At 38.9% G+C, this 20,958-nt stretch carries 14 protein-coding genes and 2 pseudogenes; 1 reads left to right on the top strand and 15 read right to left on the bottom strand.

Annotation, left to right across the window (positions count from 1 at the left end; genetic code table 11):
* Positions 1-299 precede the first annotated feature (299 nt).
* From eno to ACLIBG_RS11600, 9 genes are all read right to left on the bottom strand, one after another.
* Positions 300-1,586, bottom strand: a complete 1,287-nt coding sequence (gene eno / locus ACLIBG_RS11640) for a phosphopyruvate hydratase (RefSeq protein WP_439312932.1) — start codon at positions 1,584-1,586, stop codon at positions 300-302.
* A 47-nt stretch (positions 1,587-1,633) separates the two neighbouring features.
* Complete coding sequence (gene gpmI / locus ACLIBG_RS11635) at positions 1,634-3,172, bottom strand: 2,3-bisphosphoglycerate-independent phosphoglycerate mutase (RefSeq protein WP_439312931.1); 1,539 nt, start codon at positions 3,170-3,172, stop codon at positions 1,634-1,636.
* Positions 3,165-3,929: a triose-phosphate isomerase gene (tpiA, locus tag ACLIBG_RS11630; protein ID WP_439312930.1), complete on the bottom strand. Its 765-nt coding sequence runs from the start codon at positions 3,927-3,929 to the stop codon at positions 3,165-3,167. Before tpiA ends, gpmI begins: the two co-directional genes overlap by 8 nt.
* 17 nt (positions 3,930-3,946) lie before the next feature.
* Complete coding sequence (locus ACLIBG_RS11625; protein ID WP_439312929.1) at positions 3,947-5,128, bottom strand: phosphoglycerate kinase; 1,182 nt, start codon at positions 5,126-5,128, stop codon at positions 3,947-3,949.
* Positions 5,129-5,787: 659 nt separating this feature from the next.
* Positions 5,788-6,795, bottom strand: coding sequence for a type I glyceraldehyde-3-phosphate dehydrogenase (gap, locus tag ACLIBG_RS11620; RefSeq protein WP_439312928.1), 1,008 nt, complete (start codon positions 6,793-6,795; stop codon positions 5,788-5,790).
* Between the two features lie 23 nt (positions 6,796-6,818).
* Positions 6,819-7,919, bottom strand: a complete 1,101-nt coding sequence (locus tag ACLIBG_RS11615; protein ID WP_439312927.1) for a sugar-binding transcriptional regulator — start codon at positions 7,917-7,919, stop codon at positions 6,819-6,821.
* 137 nt (positions 7,920-8,056) lie between these two features.
* Positions 8,057-8,299, bottom strand: coding sequence for a glutaredoxin family protein (locus tag ACLIBG_RS11610; protein ID WP_439312926.1), 243 nt, complete (start codon positions 8,297-8,299; stop codon positions 8,057-8,059).
* Between the two features lie 167 nt (positions 8,300-8,466).
* Positions 8,467-10,092 carry a M20/M25/M40 family metallo-hydrolase gene (locus ACLIBG_RS11605; protein WP_439312925.1) on the bottom strand — a complete coding sequence of 542 codons (1,626 nt, stop codon included), beginning with the start codon at positions 10,090-10,092 and terminating at the stop codon, positions 8,467-8,469.
* Between the two features lie 37 nt (positions 10,093-10,129).
* Positions 10,130-10,810, bottom strand: coding sequence for a GntR family transcriptional regulator (locus tag ACLIBG_RS11600; protein ID WP_439312924.1), 681 nt, complete (start codon positions 10,808-10,810; stop codon positions 10,130-10,132).
* A 230-nt stretch (positions 10,811-11,040) separates the two neighbouring features.
* On the opposite strand from ACLIBG_RS11600, the gene ACLIBG_RS11595 reads away from it, so the two are divergent.
* Complete coding sequence (locus ACLIBG_RS11595; protein ID WP_439312923.1) at positions 11,041-12,237, top strand: ornithine--oxo-acid transaminase; 1,197 nt, start codon at positions 11,041-11,043, stop codon at positions 12,235-12,237.
* Between the two features lie 90 nt (positions 12,238-12,327).
* On the opposite strand, the gene ACLIBG_RS11590 is transcribed toward ACLIBG_RS11595, so the two are convergent.
* The 6 genes and pseudogenes from ACLIBG_RS11590 to ACLIBG_RS11565 form a co-directional block, all read right to left on the bottom strand.
* On the bottom strand, positions 12,328-12,954 hold the full coding sequence (locus tag ACLIBG_RS11590; RefSeq protein WP_439312922.1) for a transporter: 627 nt from the start codon (positions 12,952-12,954) through the stop codon (positions 12,328-12,330).
* Positions 12,955-13,512: 558 nt separating this feature from the next.
* Positions 13,513-14,130: pseudogene (locus ACLIBG_RS11585) on the bottom strand (restriction endonuclease subunit S); the annotation flags it as partial.
* 54 nt (positions 14,131-14,184) lie between these two features.
* Positions 14,185-15,618: pseudogene (locus ACLIBG_RS11580) on the bottom strand (N-6 DNA methylase); the annotation flags it as partial.
* Complete coding sequence (hsdR, locus tag ACLIBG_RS11575) at positions 15,618-18,851, bottom strand: type I restriction-modification system endonuclease (RefSeq protein ID WP_439312921.1); 3,234 nt, start codon at positions 18,849-18,851, stop codon at positions 15,618-15,620. The pseudogene ACLIBG_RS11580 and the gene hsdR, both read right to left, overlap by 1 nt.
* 710 nt (positions 18,852-19,561) lie before the next feature.
* Positions 19,562-20,119 (bottom strand): hypothetical protein, encoded by a 558-nt coding sequence (locus ACLIBG_RS11570; RefSeq protein ID WP_439312920.1) that lies wholly within the window; start codon positions 20,117-20,119, stop codon positions 19,562-19,564.
* A gap of 148 nt (positions 20,120-20,267) precedes the next feature.
* On the bottom strand, positions 20,268-20,897 hold the full coding sequence (locus tag ACLIBG_RS11565) for an SCO family protein (protein WP_439312919.1): 630 nt from the start codon (positions 20,895-20,897) through the stop codon (positions 20,268-20,270).
* Between the last annotated feature and the right edge of the window lie 61 nt (positions 20,898-20,958).

Raw genomic sequence — 20,958 nt, 5'->3', positions numbered from 1 at the left:
CACGGAAATCCTGTGCCCGCGCAACATGTGTATGCTTCGCGATGTCAATTCCAATAATTAAAGTTTTGTCTGTTAGTTGTAAGATCTTTTCGTTTTGTTTATAATTCATGATAGTCCTCCTTGGTTTGTTTAAGGGTCCTTTTGCTAGCTAGCTGCGGACACCTCGTATCATACCAAGGGGACATTTTTTATTCAATCCTCATTTTGCTTCATTACAGGAATGCTTTCTTCCTTTTTAAAAAATCTCCTGTCTTAATGTTTTCATTAAAACAGGAGGAATGTATGTGAAGTCTTTTCTGTTACTTATTTAAATTGTAAAAAGCACTCAAGCCAGCATATTCACCCATACCAGCTAATTCGTCTTCGATACGAAGCAACTGGTTATACTTTGCTACCCGGTCGGTTCGGGACGGAGCACCTGTCTTAATTTGTCCAGCATTTGAAGCAACCGCAATATCTGCAATGGTAGCATCTTCCGTATCACCTGAGCGATGGGAAATAACATTTGTGTAACCGGCACGCTTAGCCATTTCAATTGCTTCAAATGTTTCCGTCAATGTCCCAATTTGGTTTACTTTTACTAATATTGAATTGCCGACCCCTTGTTCAATTCCTTGAGCCAGTTTTTCTGTGTTCGTTACGAATAAATCATCACCAACGAGTTGCACTCGGTCTCCAAGTCGATCTGTTAAAAGTTTATGTCCTTCCCAATCATTTTCATCAAGTCCATCTTCAATGGATTTAATCGGATACTTATTTACCATTTCCTCATACCAATCAACCATTTCAGTAGACGAACGGACAATCCCTTCTCCTTTAAGCTCATACTTTCCATCCTGATAAAATTCTGAAGAAGCGACGTCCATGGCAAGCTGAACTTCTTCACCAGGCTTGTATCCCGCTGCTTCAATTGCTTCCATAATAGTTTGCAAGGCTTCTTCATTGGATTTTAAATTCGGTGCAAAGCCACCTTCATCGCCTACTGACGTGTTATAACCTTTTTCTTTCAACACGTTTTTTAAAGCGTGGAATATTTCCGTACCGGTACGCAATGCTTCTTGAAATGTCGACGCGGCCACAGGCATAATCATAAATTCTTGAATATCGACATTATTATCCGCATGCTCTCCACCATTTAAAATATTCATCATTGGAACTGGTAATGTTTTTGCATTAAATCCACCTAAATAGTTATACAACGGGAGTTCAAGATAGGCCGACGCTGCATGTGCTGCTGCCATCGATACACCTAAAATAGCATTTGCACCAAGTCTGCCTTTATTGTTTGTGCCGTCAAGCTCAATCATAAGACGATCGATAACATTTTGTCTTGTAACATCAACTCCTAATAATTCCGGAGCGATCACTTCATTTATATTTTCTACCGCTTTTAAAACGCCTTTTCCCATGTAACGGTTTTTATCGCCGTCACGCAATTCAACGGCCTCGTGTTCACCTGTTGAAGCTCCACTTGGTACCAAAGCTGCACCAAAAGCGCCCGAATCAGTAATGATTTCTACTTCGACTGTCGGGTTTCCTCTAGAATCCAATACTTCTCGACCATAAACATCTGTAATATATGGCATTTGAATCTCTCCCTTTTATGTATGTTTTTTTACCTATATTCGATCAGTTACTGCTTTTTTTCAACTAACGATTCCCCGGTCATTTCATCAGGTTTTTCCAATCCGAGTAAATCGAGCAAGGTTGGAGACAAATCAGCTAAAATACCATTATTACGTAGCGTGACCCCTTCTTTTGTAACGATCACTGGAACCGGATTTGTCGTATGAGCGGTCATCGGGTTGCCATCCATTGTTACAACTTCATCTGAATTGCCATGATCTGCCGTAATAATCGCATGTCCGTCCAGACTTACTATTTTGTCCACAATTTTACCTAAACATTCATCAACGACTTCTACTGCCCGTATCGTCGGTTCCAGCTTGCCGGAATGGCCAACCATATCCGGATTAGCAAGATTCAAAATGATTGCTTCGTGCTGCCCAGCATCCAATTCAGCTAGTAAAGCATCAGTTACTTCATAGGCACTCATTTCCGGTTGCAAGTCATACGTCGCAACCTTTGGAGAATCAATTAATATTCGTTTCTCCCCCGGAAATTCCTTTTCACGTCCCCCGCTCATAAAAAATGTAACATGTGGATATTTTTCTGTTTCGGCAATCCTTAATTGCTTCAATCCGTGTTGGGCAAGCACTTCTCCAACCGTATTATCCAAATTCACCGGTTTGTAGGCAACATAACCATCCACCGTTTCACTGAAATCAGTAAGCATTACAAAATCCAGATCTTTCGGTACGGCCGGGCCTCGGTCAAAATCGTGAAAATCGTTATCAGCAAATGTGCGGGAAATTTGAATTGCTCGGTCCGGTCGGAAATTATAAAAAATAATTGAATCACCATCTTGGACTGTGCCAATCGGCTCGTCATCTTCATTTATTAGCACACTTGGAATAACAAATTCATCGTAAATCTCATTTGCATAAGAATCGTTAATTAATGCATGTGCATCTTTGTATCTCGGTCCGTCTCCGTAAACGATCGCATCATATGTTTTTTTGACTCGATCCCATCGTCTATCGCGATCCATGGAATAATACCTGCCGGAAATTGTTGCAAACTGTCCAACACCGAGCTCTTTCATTTTGTCTTCCGTCTGTTTAATATACGTAAGTGCCGTTTGCGGGCCGACATCCCTGCCATCCAAGAAAGCATGGACATATACGCTTTCTACTTGCTGCTCTTTTGCGAGTTTTAGTAGTGCAAACAAATGATCAATATGGCTATGAACACCACCATCTGATAAAAGTCCGAACAAATGAACCGCTTTATCATTTGCTTTTGCTTGCTGCATCGACTTAATAAATGCTTGTTTTTCAAAAAATTCGCCTGTTTCAATCGATAAGTTGACTCTTGTTAAACTTTGATAAACAATTCGACCAGCACCGATATTCAAATGTCCGACCTCTGAATTGCCCATTTGTCCTTCTGGCAGACCAACAGCCGACCCGCAAGCTTGCAGTTGACTGTGCGGATACATATTCCAATAACGGTCAAAATTTGGTTTATTCGCCTGTTTGACTGCATTCCCTATTTCCTCGTCACGCAAAGCAAAACCATCTAATATAATTAATGCAGCTAACTTACTCATGCTGTAAACCAGCCTCCACTAACTGTAAGAATGAGGAAGCTTCCAAACTTGCACCACCGACTAACGCGCCATCAATATCACGCTGTGTCAATAGTTCCTTAATATTGCCCGGCTTCACACTGCCGCCATATTGGATAACAACTTTTTCAGCGGTTTCATCGGTCGTTAATCTGGCAACCGTTTCCCGAATAAATGCGCATACTTCATTCGCCTGTTCACTAGAAGCTGTTTTACCAGTACCTATCGCCCATATCGGTTCGTAAGCAATGATCGTTTTGCCAACCTGATCACGCGATAAACCTCTTAAAGCTTGTTCCACTTGGTGTCCAACTACCTTGTTTGTATCATTCGCTTCTCTTTGTGCTAACGTTTCGCCGACACAAACAATTGGAGCGAGTCCATGATCAAAAGCAGCAATTACTTTTTTATTTACGGTTTCATCCGTTTCATTAAAATATTCCCGACGTTCGGAATGACCGATAATAACATGTGAAACTCCGATATCTCTTAGCATGATAGGGCTCACTTCTCCCGTAAACGCACCACTTGCTTCCTCGTGCATCGTTTGTGCAGCTACCTTTATTCCACTGTTTTCTGCTATTTGTACCATATTTGATAAATAAGGAAATGGTGCACAAACAATTGCTTCTGTATGCTGATCCAACCGAATATCATTCACGACCGATTCCATGAAAGCTTCTGCTTCAGCTAATGTTTTATTCATCTTCCAATTACCTGCTATTACTCTGTTTCGCATTGTATCACCTCTAAAAGTTATTTATCATCCAGTGCTTGGACACCCGGAAGTACTTTCCCTTCCATAAACTCAAGTGACGCTCCACCACCAGTGGAAATATGATTCATCCGTTCCGAAAGCGCAAATTTCTCTACAGCCGCAGCGGAATCACCACCGCCGATGACCGTATATCCTTCTGTTTCACCTAAAGCTTCAGCCACTTCTTTCGTTCCTCCGGCAAAAGCATTAATTTCAAACACACCCATAGGCCCATTCCATATAACAAGTTTTGATTGTAAAATCACATCACGAAATGCTTCTCTTGATTTTGGGCCAATATCAAGACCAAGCCAACCTTCAGGAATGTTATCGATCGAGACAATTTTACTATCGGCCGCTGCATCGAACTTGTCTGCAACAACTGCATCTTCTTGCATAATAAAACGAACACCTTTTGATTCTGCTTTTTCCATAAATGTCTTTGCGAGTTCCATTTTATCTGCTTCAAGCAAGGAATTGCCGATTTCATATCCTTTTGCTTTTAAAAAGGTATAGGCCAAGCCGCCACCAATGATTAAGTTATCCACTTTATCCAACAGGTTGTCGATCACGTCAATTTTATCTTTCACTTTTGATCCGCCAATAATTGCTGTGAATGGTCTGTCAGGGTTTTTAAGCGCTTTACCTAGAACATCGATTTCTTTTTCCATTAGAAAACCGGCTGCTGCCGGCAATCTTTCAGCAACACCTGCTGTAGAAGCATGTGCGCGATGTGCCGTTCCAAATGCATCATTGACATACACATCTGCCATATTCGCAAAAGCCTTTACTAATTGCGGATCATTTACTTCTTCCCCTTGCTCAAAACGTACATTTTCCAGCAACAAAACATTTCCATCATCCAGACGGGAAATGGCTTCATCAACTTCTTTTCCATACACCGTATCCGTTTTCAATATTTCTTTTCCGCTCAATTCACTTAATTGTTTTGCAACGGCGTCAAGTCGTAACTCCTCTACTACTTCGCCTTTTGGACGACCAAGGTGTGATGCAAGTATCACTTTTGCACCTTGATCTGTTAAGTAATTGATCGTCGGTAAAGCCGCTTGAATCCTTCGATCATCAATTATTCTGCCGTCATCCATTGGAACATTAAAATCAACACGGCAAAATACTTTCTTTCCTTTTACATTCAAATCATTTAGTGTTTTTTTGTTCAAGTAACATCAACCTCCTATTGTCAATAAAGAAAAGCGCAAGCGCCCTGCCTAGAAACGTAGCGACTGCGCCAGCTCAAAGCTGGTGGTTCGATGTTGCCACGCAAAGTGGCGGTTTTAATCGAACATTCCAAACTATCCTAGATAAAGGAATCATGCCCCTGCAAAAGGGGTATGCCAACGTTGGCGCGGGAGGCCGTATTTAGTTGGCCCTCCTTTGTCTTACCGAATCGATGATGACTTTCACCCAAGGGCATAAGGGCGACTAAGCCTCTGTCTAAAGCCAATCGGCAAGTCTTCTTTATCGTAAGGCGCTGCAGGAAGTCGCCTAGTTTCTGGGCGCTGGCAGGCTTAGAACGCCACGTCCTGTGCGTCGAAGTTAGACCAAAACTTTATACTCTCCTATCTAACAAGCATAAACATTTAGCTTTATTATGTATTATTTATCGAGTGAAGAAACAAAACACATTCTTTCTTCAACACCCTCTATGTTACCATTAATTATCAATAATATATATTAGAATTACTCAAATCATCGAGAATGAATTGCTGTGCTACTGAACTGATTTATAGTAAAAAGAGGAGGGTTGGTGTCGCACCCCTAAAGTCAGATTTTCACTCTAACTTTATGGGGGTACTACCTTTCCCTCCCCTTTTTAATATTATAGCCCTTTTGCTTTCATAAATTTAGCTAAGTCAACACAACGCGCTGAATAAGCCATTTCGTTGTCATACCATGAGACTACTTTTACAAAATTATCATCCATCAGCATTGTTGATAATCCATCAATAAGTGACGAGTGCGTATCTCCGACAATGTCCGTAGATACAAGCGGTTCCTCGCTATATCCGAGAATACCTTTTAGCTCGCCTTCTGCAGCATGCTTGAAGGCTTCATTTACTTCTTTTTCTGTTACGTTTTTATCAAGCTCGGCTACTAAATCAACAACAGAGCCATCTGGTGTTGGTACGCGAATGGCCATACCATTAAGCTTTCCTTCCAATTCTGGTAATACCTTTCCAACAACTTTTGCTGCACCGGTCGAAGTTGGGATAATGTTTTCTGCTGCTGCACGCGCGCGGCGATAATCTTTATGCGGTAAATCCAAAATTTGTTGGTCATTTGTATATGAATGTACCGTTGTCATAAGTCCGCGCTTAATTCCAAAGTTCTCGTGCAACACCTTTGCAAGTGGCGCTAAGCAGTTTGTCGTACATGAGGCGTTTGATACGATATGATGATTCGCTGCATCATACTCATCTTCATTCACGCCCATAACCATCGTTAAATCTTCCTCTTTAGAAGGGGCTGAAATGATTACTTTCTTTGCTCCTGCATCGATATGCTTCTGTGCATCCGCTCGATTTGTAAAACGCCCGGTAGATTCAATAACAACTTCTACTCCATGTTCTTTCCAGCCAATATCAGCCGGATTTTGCTCGGAAAAGACGAAGATATCTTTGCCACCAACAGTAATGGTATTTTCGTTTACAGTCACTTCTTCGTCTAATTTGCCATGTACTGAATCATACTTTAATAAATGAGCTAGCATTTCAGCATCTGTTAAATCATTAATAGCAACGACTTCAACATCATCTGTTGATAGAGCTTGCCTAAAAATATTTCGTCCAATTCTGCCAAACCCATTAATTCCTATTTTAACTGTCATAATAATTTCCTCCAATTTAATATTTAATTTTTCATTATTTGTTCAGCAGCTGCTTGATCTGTAATAAGCAAGTTGCTTTTCTTCTGTTTCATATATGAACTAATTGCCTGTGCCTTTGAACTGCCACCGGCTATTGTCATTACAAGTTCAGCATCCGATAAATCTTCAAGCTGCATGCCGATCGTTCTCGATTTATATACAACTTTTCCCGATTCATCAAAATAATAACCAAATGCTTCACTAACCGCTTGTTCTTTTTCCAACCGTTCCAAAACCGCTTCAGCAGTTTTCCTTCGTCTCGCCATTGTTAATGCATCACCAACACCGTGTATAACGATTTCAGCATCTTTAATGAGTTGTACGGTATCATTGATGGAAGGCTCATTTTTCATCGTCTGATAGGAAGTTTCACTCAGTGGATCAGGTATGAACAAGAGACGATAATCCCCTTTTTCCTTTTCCGCCATCTTTGCAGCAATCGTATTCGCCTGATTTTCCACCTTTTCGCCTATCCCACCTCGTGCTGGGACAAATAAGCAAGCATTATTATTACCTAAAGGGGTCATTACTTCTGCAGCTGCTGCCATTGTTGTTCCACCAGTTACGGCAATCGTTTTATCTGATTGAATATAGGATTTTAAATAAGAAACAGCAGCTTTCCCCATTTCCTGTTTGACCCAGTCAAACTCATCACTGTCACCAGGTACAACGATCACTTGCTTTACTTGCAGTTTTTCCGTCAATTGATTTTCCAAAGAGGTTAAGCCGGAAATTTCTTTAATAAAGTCATGTAATTCATCGATTACTAACTTTCCCTCTTTAGTCATGTACATTCCTTTTGTTGTTAATTCAATTAATCCTTGCTCCTGTAGTCGCTCAACTTCATTACGGACATGGCGCTCGGGAAAACCTGTATTATCGACGAGTCCTCTACGTCCAATCGGTTCCAATAACTGAATTCGATATAAAACTAAATAACGCTGGCGCATCCCCTCCAACAAATCAGGATACATTTTTTTCAGATTCATAAATACGTTCATATATATCCTTTCTGTTTTATTCGGGTTATTTTTGTCCCGATAGGTTGTTTTTTGTCCCACTTCGTACAAAAAAAAGAAATTCAAGTTGTTATTAACCTCATTTTACCATAAATGAAAAAGGAAGCAATAGTTTTAAAATAAATCGGATTAATGTTTTCGGATTAAGCAGGCACAGTGCTTCATCTTCCAAGCAAGAAAATCAAGTACTAAAATGATAAGATCTAACTGTTTTCTTGCAAGGCCTGCTCGAGCGTTTCAAAAGTCAATTCTTCACAATTCAAGCGAATATCATTCATTTCCACCGCAGGAATGAGCAGCTGGTATTCTTCCAGCCATTCGTCTTTTGTATAAATATCCCGTTCCTCAAGTTCGAATGGATAATGTTTTTGCAACAGCAAAATAATTGCTCGAGCTTCTTCGCATAATGAACAATTATCTTTCGTATAAAATACAACTTGTAACATATGTGCTCACCTTCTTACAATCCGCTTCTTTAATAGTATAAACGAAAATACATTTTTTGGCTAAATATTTTAAAACTTTATGAATAGTGTTATAGTGCAAGCATTATGGATGAACATAAAAACCAAACCAAGCCCTTCTTAAATAAAGGACTTGATTTATTTAATGATTATTTTATGATCGGTTCTTTTATCGGGAACATACTTTTAACCAATGTATCTAGCATAAATGGTAATTGAACAAAGGCACTGTCTTTGTGTAATCGTTCCGTTAATTTATGAGCATCTTTTCCGAAAGGTCCAACATTTAATACAGGTGCGTCAAGCTGGGCCATTTCAGTAAATGGGATTTCGTACGTTTCCCCCCATACAGGCGTATTTTTTTGAAAGACATCCCAACCTTTACCTGTATCTTTATAAGACACATAACTTAGATCAGAAATTCCATTAAAATAATGAATTTGTTTAATTGCTGTATTAAATTCTTTCTGTGCAGTTTTTTTCATTAAATCGACTAATTCTATAATAAGCGAATCGTCGGATGCATTCACTGCCGGATAATACGGTGGGGCATAGAGCAAAACAATCGCTGGACCAAGCTCCTGACAAGCAAGCATTAATGAATCGGCAATCCGTACCGATTTTTCTCGATCGTCCAATTGCTCATCTTTAACTACATCCTGTTTTATTGCATCGACTGCTTTTTCACCTAGCTTCTCTGTCGCATGCTGCAGGAGGGCTTCATACGTAATGACAGACACTTCACCAATAGGGTTTACATTCTCCCGCTCGCACATTTCCTTGTACTGGTTATTACAGGCAGCCGCAGCTTCTTCAGCCACCTGCTTGAAGATTTCCATAATCTCTGATGCATCACGTTTCATTAGAAACACATTGTAAAGTGCTTTTCCTCGATATGGTGTTTGAGTTGAATATTCCATCTTCAAATCTTTTTGCTGCAATGAAACTGGAAGCGGTGTATTTTCACCTAAATCCGATTCCTGAAACAATGTATTCCATTCCATCCGCTGTGTTAGAAAGGATGCAATGTAATTGGCTGTCATTCCACTTAGTGGTTCACCGACATGCGTTTCTTTTCCGTAAAATAAAGCAGTAGGCATAATTTTACCAATACTGCCAGAATAAATATAATGGTTCTTATCTCCCGGTTCTTGTGTAAACGACGGTTCCCCATTAAGGAACAATTTATATTTCAACTTATGTGCTTCTTTTAATTGTAAAAGCGCTGGAACAACGGCGCGCATTCCTGCAGAATTGACTTCTTCATCCGGCACCGCAGCAAGAACTAAGTTTATCGGCCATTGTTCAGTGGAGGCTTTTTCAATGAGACGCATATGCAAAGCTAACCCCATCTTCATATCCATTGTACCTCTACCAAATAAATACGCGCCGGACTCAAGATCTTCCCGTGCTTCCTCAGGTAAATCATCTTTACGTTCCATAAATGCTTTTGTTAATTGTTCCGGCTGGAATGCAAGGTCGCCCAGATCCCCAAACTCCTCCGTATGAACTGTATCGAAGTGACTAATTAATACGATCGTGTCTTTTGCTTGTTCGTTTTTATATAAAGCCGTGACTGCCAAACGCCCCTTGTCAGCTTCATGCAATTGCACGTGTGATGGATTTTGTTGAAAATACGAAAGCTCACTTAATTTTGCTTTTAAATGATGTGCAAACTCTATTTCCCCGTCTGTAAGTGTTCTGCTGTCCCACCCAACCAGTTCGGAAATGAGATGCCGAAGTTCCTCGGGTGTTTGCCATTGTAACGTTCTCATGGAAATTCCTCCTCTTTATATCTGTAATGGAAGAACCTTATATTTCTTCATTTGTTTTGTCTTCCTTTGAAAAATAACTCAAAAATCTTCTTTCTACATTATCCAAGTGGACAGTCATTTTTTTCTTGGCAAGGTGGACATCTCTCGTATCCAATGCTTTAATGATTTCCATATGTTCTTCACACGCCTCTTTCGCACTAGTAGTAATTGTATTGGATAAAATGAGAAAAGCTCGATTTACTCCAGTATTCATCTGATGAATCATTTCACGGAATTTACCATTTTTATTTTTAGACGCGAGTAGCAAGTGAAATTCGCGATCAAGCTCAATAAACTGCTGGAAATTATCCTGTTCAACAGCTTCCAACTGTTCATCAACATTTTCTTTTAATTGATCAACAAACAAATCATCTATTGCTGACATGATTTTAACAATGTTATCGATTTCAAGAATGCTTCTGATCTCCATAAATTCTAGGGAATCTTCCCGGGTGAATGTTGCTACCAATGAAGGCTTCCCTTTTTGGGGAACAATCAGCCCTTCCATAGCTAGTCTTCTTAACGCATCCCGTAACGGTGTACGACTAATGCCCAAGTTTTTTGCCAGTTTTTCTTCAGGCAATGGTTCATTATCAAGCAATTTGCCCGTAATTATCTCTTTTTTGATTAAGTTGTATGCTTGATCTGCTAGCGATTCACTTTGCACAATCTTTCTCAAAAATATCCTCTCCCGTAAAAGGCGGTATACTGTATACAGCCATTATAATTTATGTTATTGTATTTGTAAATGGAATTATTTTATATTCTACAATACTTATAACGGCTTTTCACTACATGTAAACATTTCCTTGAATTTAATGGACATCAGTTGATATTTTTTAAATTATGTTACATGATATTCATTAGTCGTTAGCAAGTATTTGTGTGAATAATTAACGGAGGGATTATATGGTACAAACTAGTGAACAAATCATTAAACAAACAGAAGTATACGGGGCAAATAATTATCATCCGCTCCCTGTCGTTGTATCAAAAGCGGAAGGTGTTTGGGTGGAAGACCCTGAAGGCAATCGCTATATGGATCTACTAAGTGCATATTCTGCTGTTAACCAAGGGCATCGACACCCTAAAATCATTGAGGCATTAAAAGAACAAGCGGGTGCAGCTACACTAACATCACGCGCTTTCCATAATGATCAGTTGGGACCATGGTATGAAAAAGTTTGTAAACTAACCGGAAAAGAAATGGCACTTCCTATGAACACAGGAGCTGAAGCTGTCGAAACAGCTATTAAAACGGCTCGTCGTTGGGCATATGATGTCAAGGGCGTTGGCGACAATCAAGCAGAAATTATTGCTTGTGAAGGCAACTTCCACGGAAGAACGATGGCTGCTGTTTCATTGTCATCTGATGAAGACAACAAGCGTGGATTCGGGCCAATGCTTCCAGGTTTTAAAACCGTTCCTTACGGGGATATTGATGCACTTCGTGAAGCAATTACAGAAAATACAGCAGGCTTTTTATTCGAGCCAATTCAAGGGGAAGCCGGGGTAAACATTCCGCAAGAAGGGTTCTTGAAAGAAGCGTACGAGCTTTGTAAAGAGAAAAATGTCTTGTTTATTGCTGATGAAATTCAGGCAGGACTTTGCCGCAGCGGTAAAATGTTTGCCTGTGACTGGGAGGACGTAACACCCGACATAATTATTTTAGGAAAAGCACTCGGTGGCGGTGTATTCCCAATTTCATGTGTTGTTGCAAATAAAGATATCCTTGGCGTGTTTGAACCAGGGTCACACGGATCCACATTTGGCGGAAACCCGCTCGCATGTGCTGTTTCTAGCGCCGCACTTGATGTGTTAGTCGATGAGAAATTAGCGGAACGTTCTTTAGAGCTCGGAACCTATATGAAAAAGGAACTTCAAAAAATCGACAACCCAGTTATTAAAGAAGTGCGTGGTCGTGGCTTATTTATTGGTGTTGAATTAACTGAAGCGGCTCGTCCGTATTGTGAAAAGTTAAAAGAAAAAGGCTTGTTATGTAAAGAAACACATGATAATGTCATCCGATTTGCTCCACCACTCGTTATTGAAAAAGAAGATCTGGACTGGGCAATAGATCAAATTAAAGAAGTACTCAGCGTTTAATAGTAAGAAATGCTCTCTGACAAAAATAGTTTGCAGAGAGCATTTTTTTATATATACATAATGTACGGGGTCATTTTTCTTCGTAATAAACTAGCTCGCCTGTGAAGCATCACGTTTCTTTTTAACTTGGTTATATATGTTCTCTATTTTTGTAAAAACCCATTGCAGCGCCAACCCTTGCAATACCACTCCAAAAACAGAGGTAATCGTCAACAGCCAGATGGAAACACTGTGGTCCATAGCAAAAATACGATGACCAACAAAGAATAAATAGCTGATGACTGCATAAATTGCTTCCCAATACGTAGCTATTACAGCTTCTACTTTCCAAATAATTAAAGCTTCCAATACTAGATAAAGTAGAAAAACAACCGTTAATAGAGTTAACGATTTATACGTGAGCTTTTTCACATAAGGAGTAATATAGTATTTTGCTATTGTTTTGATCCGGAAAAAATAAATCAAACGAACAATACGAGCAATTTGGAAAAACTGATCAAACGGAATGATGGCGATAAGCAAAAAAGGATTGCTTTTAATGAAATCCCATTTTCTCTTTGAAAGCAATAACCGTATCGCAAAATCAGCAAAAAAGATTCCCCAAACGACCCAATTGATCGTTGAATTTATTCTGTTTTCTGACCAAATCGTCATAATTGTTAAAATTACAAGTATAATCATGATTCCTTCATATGTCATCTTTATTACTTTTTGCAACGTAATTCCCCACTTACTCTTTAAATCACGATATTTATTATTATACTCCTACTATCAGTAATTGATATTTACAATCTACGCTAATATTTAGCGATTATCAACAAATAAGAAAAGCGCAAGCGCCCTGGTCAGCCTCAGGCATAGCTTAAGCAAGAAATCGTAGTGGCGGTTTTGCCACGAAGAGTTATTGCTTAAGACCTCGAGGGGCTGGGCTGGCAGGCTTAGAACGCCACGTCCTGGGACTGCGCATAAATGCTCGCCCCATCGAAAACATTTGTGGCGTCGCCTGGGACTGCGCGTAAATGCTCGCCCCACCGAAAAGATTTGCACTAGAACATCCTGGGAATGTAGCTACGCTTTCGTCCCATCGAAAACATCCTGTACGTCGAAGCTAGACAGCTATGCGCAAATTTTTATACTTTCCTATTTTTCAAAACAAAACGCATGGGTTTTATGCTCCATGCGTCTCTTTTCACTTCCTATACGATGTGTTTAATTTTCATTTATTGAAGGATATTGGATTAATTCAACGTCATTTAAGTCGTAAATTAATTATGTCTATAAATCAAATCCACCGGAAAATGCACATTGAAGAATTGTCTGTCTCAAGGAATGAAAGTAACCTTGTTCCTGTGTGCTTGCCAACTGTTCTTCCGCTGCATCCAATTTCCCCAGCAAGCTGTCTAACTGATCGGCAATTTTCGTTTGAATTTCTACAGGTGGTAATGGGAAAGATAGTTCATTTAAATAGGCTGCTTTAATATTGTTAATATTGCTGCCTTTAGCTAAGTTAGCAATAGTATTGCGATAATAATTCGTTTGAAAAAAGTATCCAAAGTATCTTCTGTCGATAGGATCCTGAGCGCGAATTACCGTCATAAATGCTCCGAAGCTTTCATTCACAAAGTCCGGATTCACGGAAGCGGCCTTTCCGATCACTTTTATACTTCCCGTTGATGCCACGATTACGACATCATTCTCAATTAATAACTGTTTTTCTTTAATTAAATTTTGATCAACATAAACGTTATCTCTTTGATTAACTATTTTCCCGTCTTGAATATTGCCGCCGCGGAGAATTAAGCGATTATTATCATTCTTTTCAACTTCGACATCATGTTTTTTATAAGAAACACCGCGAATGACTTCGGAAATTTCTCCACATGTCACCCACTTCCATTTCTCCGGTAGAAGAAAAGGTTCATTATGATCTTCCAGTAGATCTAGTTTCTTCTCTTGTTTGATAGAAGTAGGTGCTTTAATAGCTTGTAACTGTTCCTTCACTTCATTCAGAAAAACGACAGCTTGTTCCAGTTTTTCAATTGTCTCTTCTGCAGCATCGATTGGATCAGATAAGTTTTCATACATTGCTAATGAATCATCATCAATTAATCCGATATCTAAATTATTATCTTTTTTTCTAATTTCCTCTCGTGTAAACCTGTTCCATCGTTCGTCGTTTATTTTGGAACGATCTTCCGATTCATACGCCTGGATAAATTTATTGAAATGCTTTTCTGTCAAGGGGGTGCGCTTCCCAAAACTTGGCATATTTGTCCGCAAATCATACACCCAAACATCCTTCGTATTATTTTTATCCGTTGTACCACGAGTGAAAAACAATACGTTCGTTTTAATCCCTTGTGCATAAAAAATACCTGTTGGCAAACGAAGGATCGTATGAAGATTACATTTTTCCATCAAGTCTGCCCGGATCTGTGCACCAATTCCTCCTTCAAATAAAACATTATCAGGAAGGACGACAGCTGCACGAGCCTTGCCGTCTGCCTTCAAGGAACGGTAAATGTGCTGCAGAAAATTCAATTGTTTATTTGTCGTTTGAAAAGTTAGGTCATCACGAGTCAGTCTTTCTCCACCTCGTGCTGTTCCAAAAGGCGGATTAGTCAGAACAACATCATAATTTTTCATTGTTGTCCCCATATCCGATAACGTATCACCTAGCATAATGTCGCCGTGCATATCATGCAGCATAGCGTTCATCATTGCTAAACGGTGCGTATCTTTTACGAGCTCAGCTCCAGTAAAAGCTTTCGTTCTTTGAAACGATGCTTCTTTTTCTCCTAAATCAAAATAATCATCTGTTTTCGCCTTTACATAATTATCTGCTGCAATCATAAATCCGAAAGTCCCTGCTGCCGGGTCGTTGCACCGCTCTCCTGGTTGTGGATCCATAAGCTGAACGATTATATCAATTAGAGTACGCGGCGTAAAATATTGCCCTGCGCCCGACTTCGTCTCACTTGCGTTTTTTTCGAGCAGCCCTTCATATAAATCGCCAAGTCCTTCTTCTTTTGCATTGTACCAGTCCAGGTCATCAATAGAGCGGATTATTTTTTCAAGATTCTTCGGTTCATCGATATTTGTCGTTGCATTTGTGTAAATTTGTTTCACAATGTCACTTTCCGTTTGCCCTAAATCCAGTAACAATCGACGATAATGATTATGCAATTCAATTCCATGGCGATTCGTTAATGAGTCCCAGCGATACTCTTCCGGAATCGGTGCTTCATTTTCTTTTTCCTTCATCATTTTTAAAAATAACAGATACGTTAATTCGGTAACATATTGATGATACGTGATGCCGTCATCACGTAATACGTTACATAAATTCCAAAGCTTTTGTACAATTTCTTGATTTCCCACTATGCTTCTTCCCTCTCATCATATAATGCTTTGTTGATCGTTTTTACAATTTGTTTTAGTTGACCATCAAATATTTTATTCAGTCGGTTATAACCACCACGGCTTTTGAATGGCTCAACATTAAATGCTTTCTCGGGATTTGGATCTAAAATACTTTCCTTTAATAACTGTTTTTCAATTCGTACAAGCCAATCCTTTTGGGCGGGTGGCCAAGCCTTCATTTGATAAACCTGACTCATAGCATGCCGAATTCGTTCTTCGTGGCTGACAAGCGGGTCCCCAATCGCTAGTTGCCGAATAAAACCGATAATATCAGCAGCTATATCTTCGTTTTTGGCGTCCCTCCATGCGGCTTGCAAATTCGTCTCGTTATATCCTTTTTGATCGAGAGCAATTCGCAATTGGCGTAAGTCCTCTCTCGTCAAGTCTTTCGGTCTAGTACAAATGATTTTAAGTGCCGGTATTTCATTCATATGTTCTTTAATAAATTTGTTAAAGCCATCCAAATAGTCTTCGGGACGACTTGCTTGCCCGTAACCTCGGTTTACAGAAACGAGTTCATCCTCATGTTGGGATATAAATTGTCTCGATGGCTTCGTTCGGTTTTCATCAATGTATTGAATGATTGGTTGATTGTTTAACACTTCTTTTGCATGATGTGTATTTGCTGATTTAATTTCATCAATAAATGATTCAATCGATTTACCACCCGAAAGTGCTTTGAAATCTTCATGTTCTTGTTCATTCCATTTTTGTTTTCTTCGTTGGATTTTTGCTATTATTTCTTCTTTATGCTGATTTAAATGTCTTTCATTGTGCAATTGCTTATATTCTTCGGTCAGTTGCCCTACAGTTAATTGTGGCATTGAGGCAACAGGTTTCATGCTTGTGTACGGTTTTAATGACTCGTAAATGCCTACTGCATCAAAGATATCAAAATGTGTCTTACCAATTTCTTTACACAAACGTGTTGCCCGGCCTAGCATTTGTTCATACAATATTCTTGAACGTACACGACGTAAAAATACGAGACTGGAAATGCTCGGCACGTCAATGCCTGTTGTTAATAAATCAACGGTGACTACAATTTTAGGCAAATTTTCATTTTTAAAATGCCTTATTGCTCCAAGTGGATCTTTAATGGACCCAGTTATTTTCATAACGAGATTATCTTCTATTGGTCCATATTTTTCTACGAGCTCTTGTTTAAATAAGCGAACAACCAGATCTGCATGGTCATCAGAAGCAGCAAATACAAGTGTTTTACCGGTTTGATCCGGGTGTATATAGTTTGTCAGTTCTTTTAAAACGACTCTGTTAAAACTTTCTGTAATAACAACTTTATTAAACTGTGTTACTTCTATATTCACTTCATCTTCCAATAATTCTTTTTCAATACGGCCTGTACTACTATCATATACGTCTACTTCTTCTCCTGCCTGCCATCCTATACCGGATTGTTTTAAAGCTGTTTCAAACTGATAAGGTGGCTCATGATCAACTAAGTAACCGTCAATTACCGCTTCACGATAAGAGTAATTAAAAACGGGCGTTCCAAATATCTCTACCGTATGGAGAGCTGGTGTCGCGGTCAGTCCAATACGAACCGCATCAAAGTAATCAAGCACTTGGCGATATTTACTTACATAATCACGGTGATCACGAAAAGTTAACTCGACCTCGCTCATTTCTCTATCCAATGTGTAGCCGCGATGGGCTTCATCGACGACGATACAGTCATACGTATCAATTGTTGGGACATTCGCATCGTTTTCATTATAGAACAATCGCTTGACCATTCCTTGCACCGTAGAAATTTGCACTTTTGTTTCATTATTGGGGTTTTTATCTTCCAACGTTTGCAACTCAAAAACTTCCGTAAATGTATGATAATTTTCCAGCTTGGAATCTTTAAAAGCAGCTTCCGCTTGCCTGCCAAGGGCACTCCGATCAACGAGAAATAGTATGCGTTTGAAGCGATTTGTTTTAATTAATCGGTATATTAAGCCGATCGCCATCCTCGTCTTTCCAGTTCCTGTAGCCATGGCAATTAACATTTCTCTTTTCTCGTTTTTCAAAGCCTGTTCTACTGATCGAATCGCGTTTTGTTGGTAATTGCGTAAATTTAAATATTCCATCGTCTCATTTTCAAGTGATTTGTAGGAACTTTCAATATTCTGCTTTAGAAGTTCCTTTAACCGCTCAGGTGTATACCAACCCTTTAAAGGGCGTGGATGATTGGTTGTTTTTCGTATATCTAAAAACCAAATACCAGACTTTTCTTCAAGCTGTTGTAAATATTCACGACCATTCGTTGCAAACAAAAACGGCACATAATAGTCGCCCCATGGTTGGTGGATGATTTCATTTCCATGCAAGACAACTTCTTTCGCATATATTTTTGCTTGTTCAATATCTGAAGGAATATCTTTACTGTTTCGTTTAGCTTCTATAATTGCGATCAATTCTAACCCAATAAACAATGCATAATCCGCGAAACCGCTTTTTAATGGCCATTCAGCAATTGCTATATTACGTCCTTTTTCGGGACGAGTACCATTTCCAAAGCGCAGGTTCTGTGTATCTGCTTCCCAACCGGCATATCGTAATTTATCGTCAATAATCATTCTAGTTTCCGCTTCATTTAAATCGACGCGTGAAGCAAAATGTTTGGCATTCTTCTTTCGTTTGTCTTTTTCCTGATCCGATTTATACAGCTGTTCACTCCGAAGCTTTTCCAATTCTTCTTGTAACGCCGCCGATTTTTCTTCATATTCTTTGGCAAGTATAGCCAGTTGTTGATCAGATTCCTTCTCATGCGTCGGTTCAACATACTTGGGAGCCGTAAAATCCCACTGCCCATAAACTTGCATCAACCATACACTTAAACGAAATGTCATATGCAGTAAATTACTTGCTTCATTGGTTGACCCATACCCGGCTTCATGTACAGCCTTATTCCCTTTTCGGCGAATCGTATCAAGTATTTCAAACAATTCATTATTCAACAAACCATCATTTCTTAGCGTGTGTAAACGGTCTACTTGCCTTGAATTATATGACTCATCCATTTCTTCAAAAGCAAAAATATACTTCGTAATCGTCTCTCCAAACATACGGAGCTTAATTAATGTTGTCCCGGGATCTGTATGCACATTTTTCTCAGCCGTTTTTCCGAGGTTTGCTAGAATTGGCCAGTTTTTATGTAAAAATTCAAAACTACTTTCAGTCACCAGAATTCACCTCTATAAAATTCTATTTACGTTCTTTTATTTAAAATCGATTAACGTATGAAAGACCCATAAATACAATATACAGTATTCTGTCTATGCCACATTTAATTTTATCTTAGAGGATGTACAACATTTTGACTACCTATAAATTTTAATTCAGATGCCACTTAGACAGATTCAACTACGATAGTAATTATATAGCAGATGTAAATTTTCGTGCTATTATTACTATCGTATAGAACGATCATTAAGATGCAATCGCTATGCAACTTTTTCATTCTCATATATTATAACATTAAATTTCTCATGACTTTAAAACGACAATTATATAGAATTTATTGAAAAAAAGATAGGGAGTTGATGAAAGTAATCAGCCAGTTGGAAGATAAGGATAAAATTATGGAGCTTCCAATATCCTATGAAGAAAAGGGGATAAAAAAAGAACCGAAAAAGGTATAGAAAAAGGAAAACAACTTGAGAGGGTAGATGTTGCTCAAAATATTTTACAAGAAGAAATTTCATTGGAAGTGATCTCTAAAGTAAGCAAACAGACAAATGAAGAAATTAAAAAATTGAAGTGAAATATAGAAAGGGTTACCTATACAGTTACTGGTAGTAGCGCGTCCCCAACTAGAATAATATCTGCAAGAAAAGATAACCCTTCTGTTTTAAATACACTTTCCAGATCACAATATTTTTGGTTTTTCATTTCATTCATATTCCGCTTCATCAATAAATAACGTTTGAATATAATAAAGCATGATACAAAGTGCAATAATTAAAAACCCCCATCCAAGCGCTCGTTGCTCGACAATTGCATAATTATTACACAGCTGATTGGGCGAGGCGATATAAACCCATGCCATAGCCCCAAATAACAGACTGTTCATTATTAAGATAACATTTTGAATGCGTGGAGTTATTTTGTTCCAACTGTCCCTTAACGGGATACCTGCCAAGAAAGGCCAACTAATAAATTTGAATATTTCTACTACCGGAATCGTTAATGCTTCATCCATTGCACGTGGCAGCATCCAATAAGACACAATCACCATAAACAGTACAATTCCCGGTACTCCATTTTCATTCCATTTCGCAAAAAATCCGGGAAAACGCTTTTGGAAAAAGGGAGTCATAAGCATACCTGCAGCTAACAATAACGGCATTTGCATATGCATATGAATGCTCATAATTGACTCGGCTAATGTTACAACTGGAGGAATCATTAAAAAAACATATAATATTAATCCATAGAATGCTTGTTTCATAATTTACGCCTCCTCATGCCATCTTTGATACGGCGTGGAAGTATTTGAAAAACTAAAGTTCCCTAGTGCCTTGGCGGAAATAATAGTGTATCCGGAAAATAGTTTTATTGGGTGGATTTATTACGAATTACTAGTTACCGACGAACGCTTATTCCAAATCCTCTTCAAGAATGGACGTTACTTTTGCAGCCGCTTCCTCAGTCTTTGTATAATCCATTACTTCCGTTAAATAGCCGTCGCGATTAGCGAGATAAAAAGCGGAGTTATGCGTAAACTCTCCATCATCTTCAGGAATGACGATAACCCCAAACTCATCCAGCAACGCATCTAATTCATTTTGATCTGTAATTCGGGCCATTCGCCATGTTTCCCCGTCACTGCCAAAAAAGGTTTGATATTTTGCCAAAGCTGTGGGATCATCCCGTTCCGGATCAAAACTAATGCTTAAAAAGACGATATCTTCTCCAATATATTTACTTGGAATGGCATTATAAACTTCTGCCAAGTTCATTTCCAATTGCGGACAAACACTAGAACAAGCAGTATATACAAATGTTATCATGACATATTTATCTTCAAATTCAGAGAATGAATAGACTCGCTCTTTACTATCCTCTAACATCACCTCAGGAAACTTTGGCTGTTCTTCCATCAACCGGTTCGTACGAGCTGTTTCTTCAGTAAAAGCTTGAAATCCATCTGTTCCAACAAAAAAAAGGATAACTCCGAATAATAGAACGACCATTATACTTATAAAATTATGCTTATTTTTGATCATTCTAGACCACTTCCTAAACATAATGTAGTTAAAATCTATGAAAGGATAGTCTTTCTTCTAA

This window comes from Virgibacillus sp. W0181, assembly GCF_051846915.1.
GTDB lineage: Bacteria > Bacillota > Bacilli > Bacillales > Amphibacillaceae > JBPYCR01.
This window is presented reverse-complemented; position numbering and strand designations above follow the sequence as displayed.

What these genes read in the sequence shown, in the direction of transcription:
- gap (WP_439312928.1), bottom strand. Translation starts at nt 6,795, where the DNA reads ATGACAGTTAAAATAGGAATTAATGGGTTTGGCAGAATTGGACGAAAT.
- tpiA (WP_439312930.1), bottom strand. Translation starts at nt 3,929, where the DNA reads ATGCGAAACAGAGTAATAGCAGGTAATTGGAAGATGAATAAAACATTA.
- ACLIBG_RS11595 (WP_439312923.1), top strand. Translation starts at nt 11,041, where the DNA reads ATGGTACAAACTAGTGAACAAATCATTAAACAAACAGAAGTATACGGG.
- ACLIBG_RS11570 (WP_439312920.1), bottom strand. Translation starts at nt 20,119, where the DNA reads ATGAAACAAGCATTCTATGGATTAATATTATATGTTTTTTTAATGATT.
- ACLIBG_RS11605 (WP_439312925.1), bottom strand. Translation starts at nt 10,092, where the DNA reads ATGAGAACGTTACAATGGCAAACACCCGAGGAACTTCGGCATCTCATT.
- eno (WP_439312932.1), bottom strand. Translation starts at nt 1,586, where the DNA reads ATGCCATATATTACAGATGTTTATGGTCGAGAAGTATTGGATTCTAGA.
- ACLIBG_RS11565 (WP_439312919.1), bottom strand. Translation starts at nt 20,897, where the DNA reads ATGATCAAAAATAAGCATAATTTTATAAGTATAATGGTCGTTCTATTA.
- ACLIBG_RS11610 (WP_439312926.1), bottom strand. Translation starts at nt 8,299, where the DNA reads ATGTTACAAGTTGTATTTTATACGAAAGATAATTGTTCATTATGCGAA.
- gpmI (WP_439312931.1), bottom strand. Translation starts at nt 3,172, where the DNA reads ATGAGTAAGTTAGCTGCATTAATTATATTAGATGGTTTTGCTTTGCGT.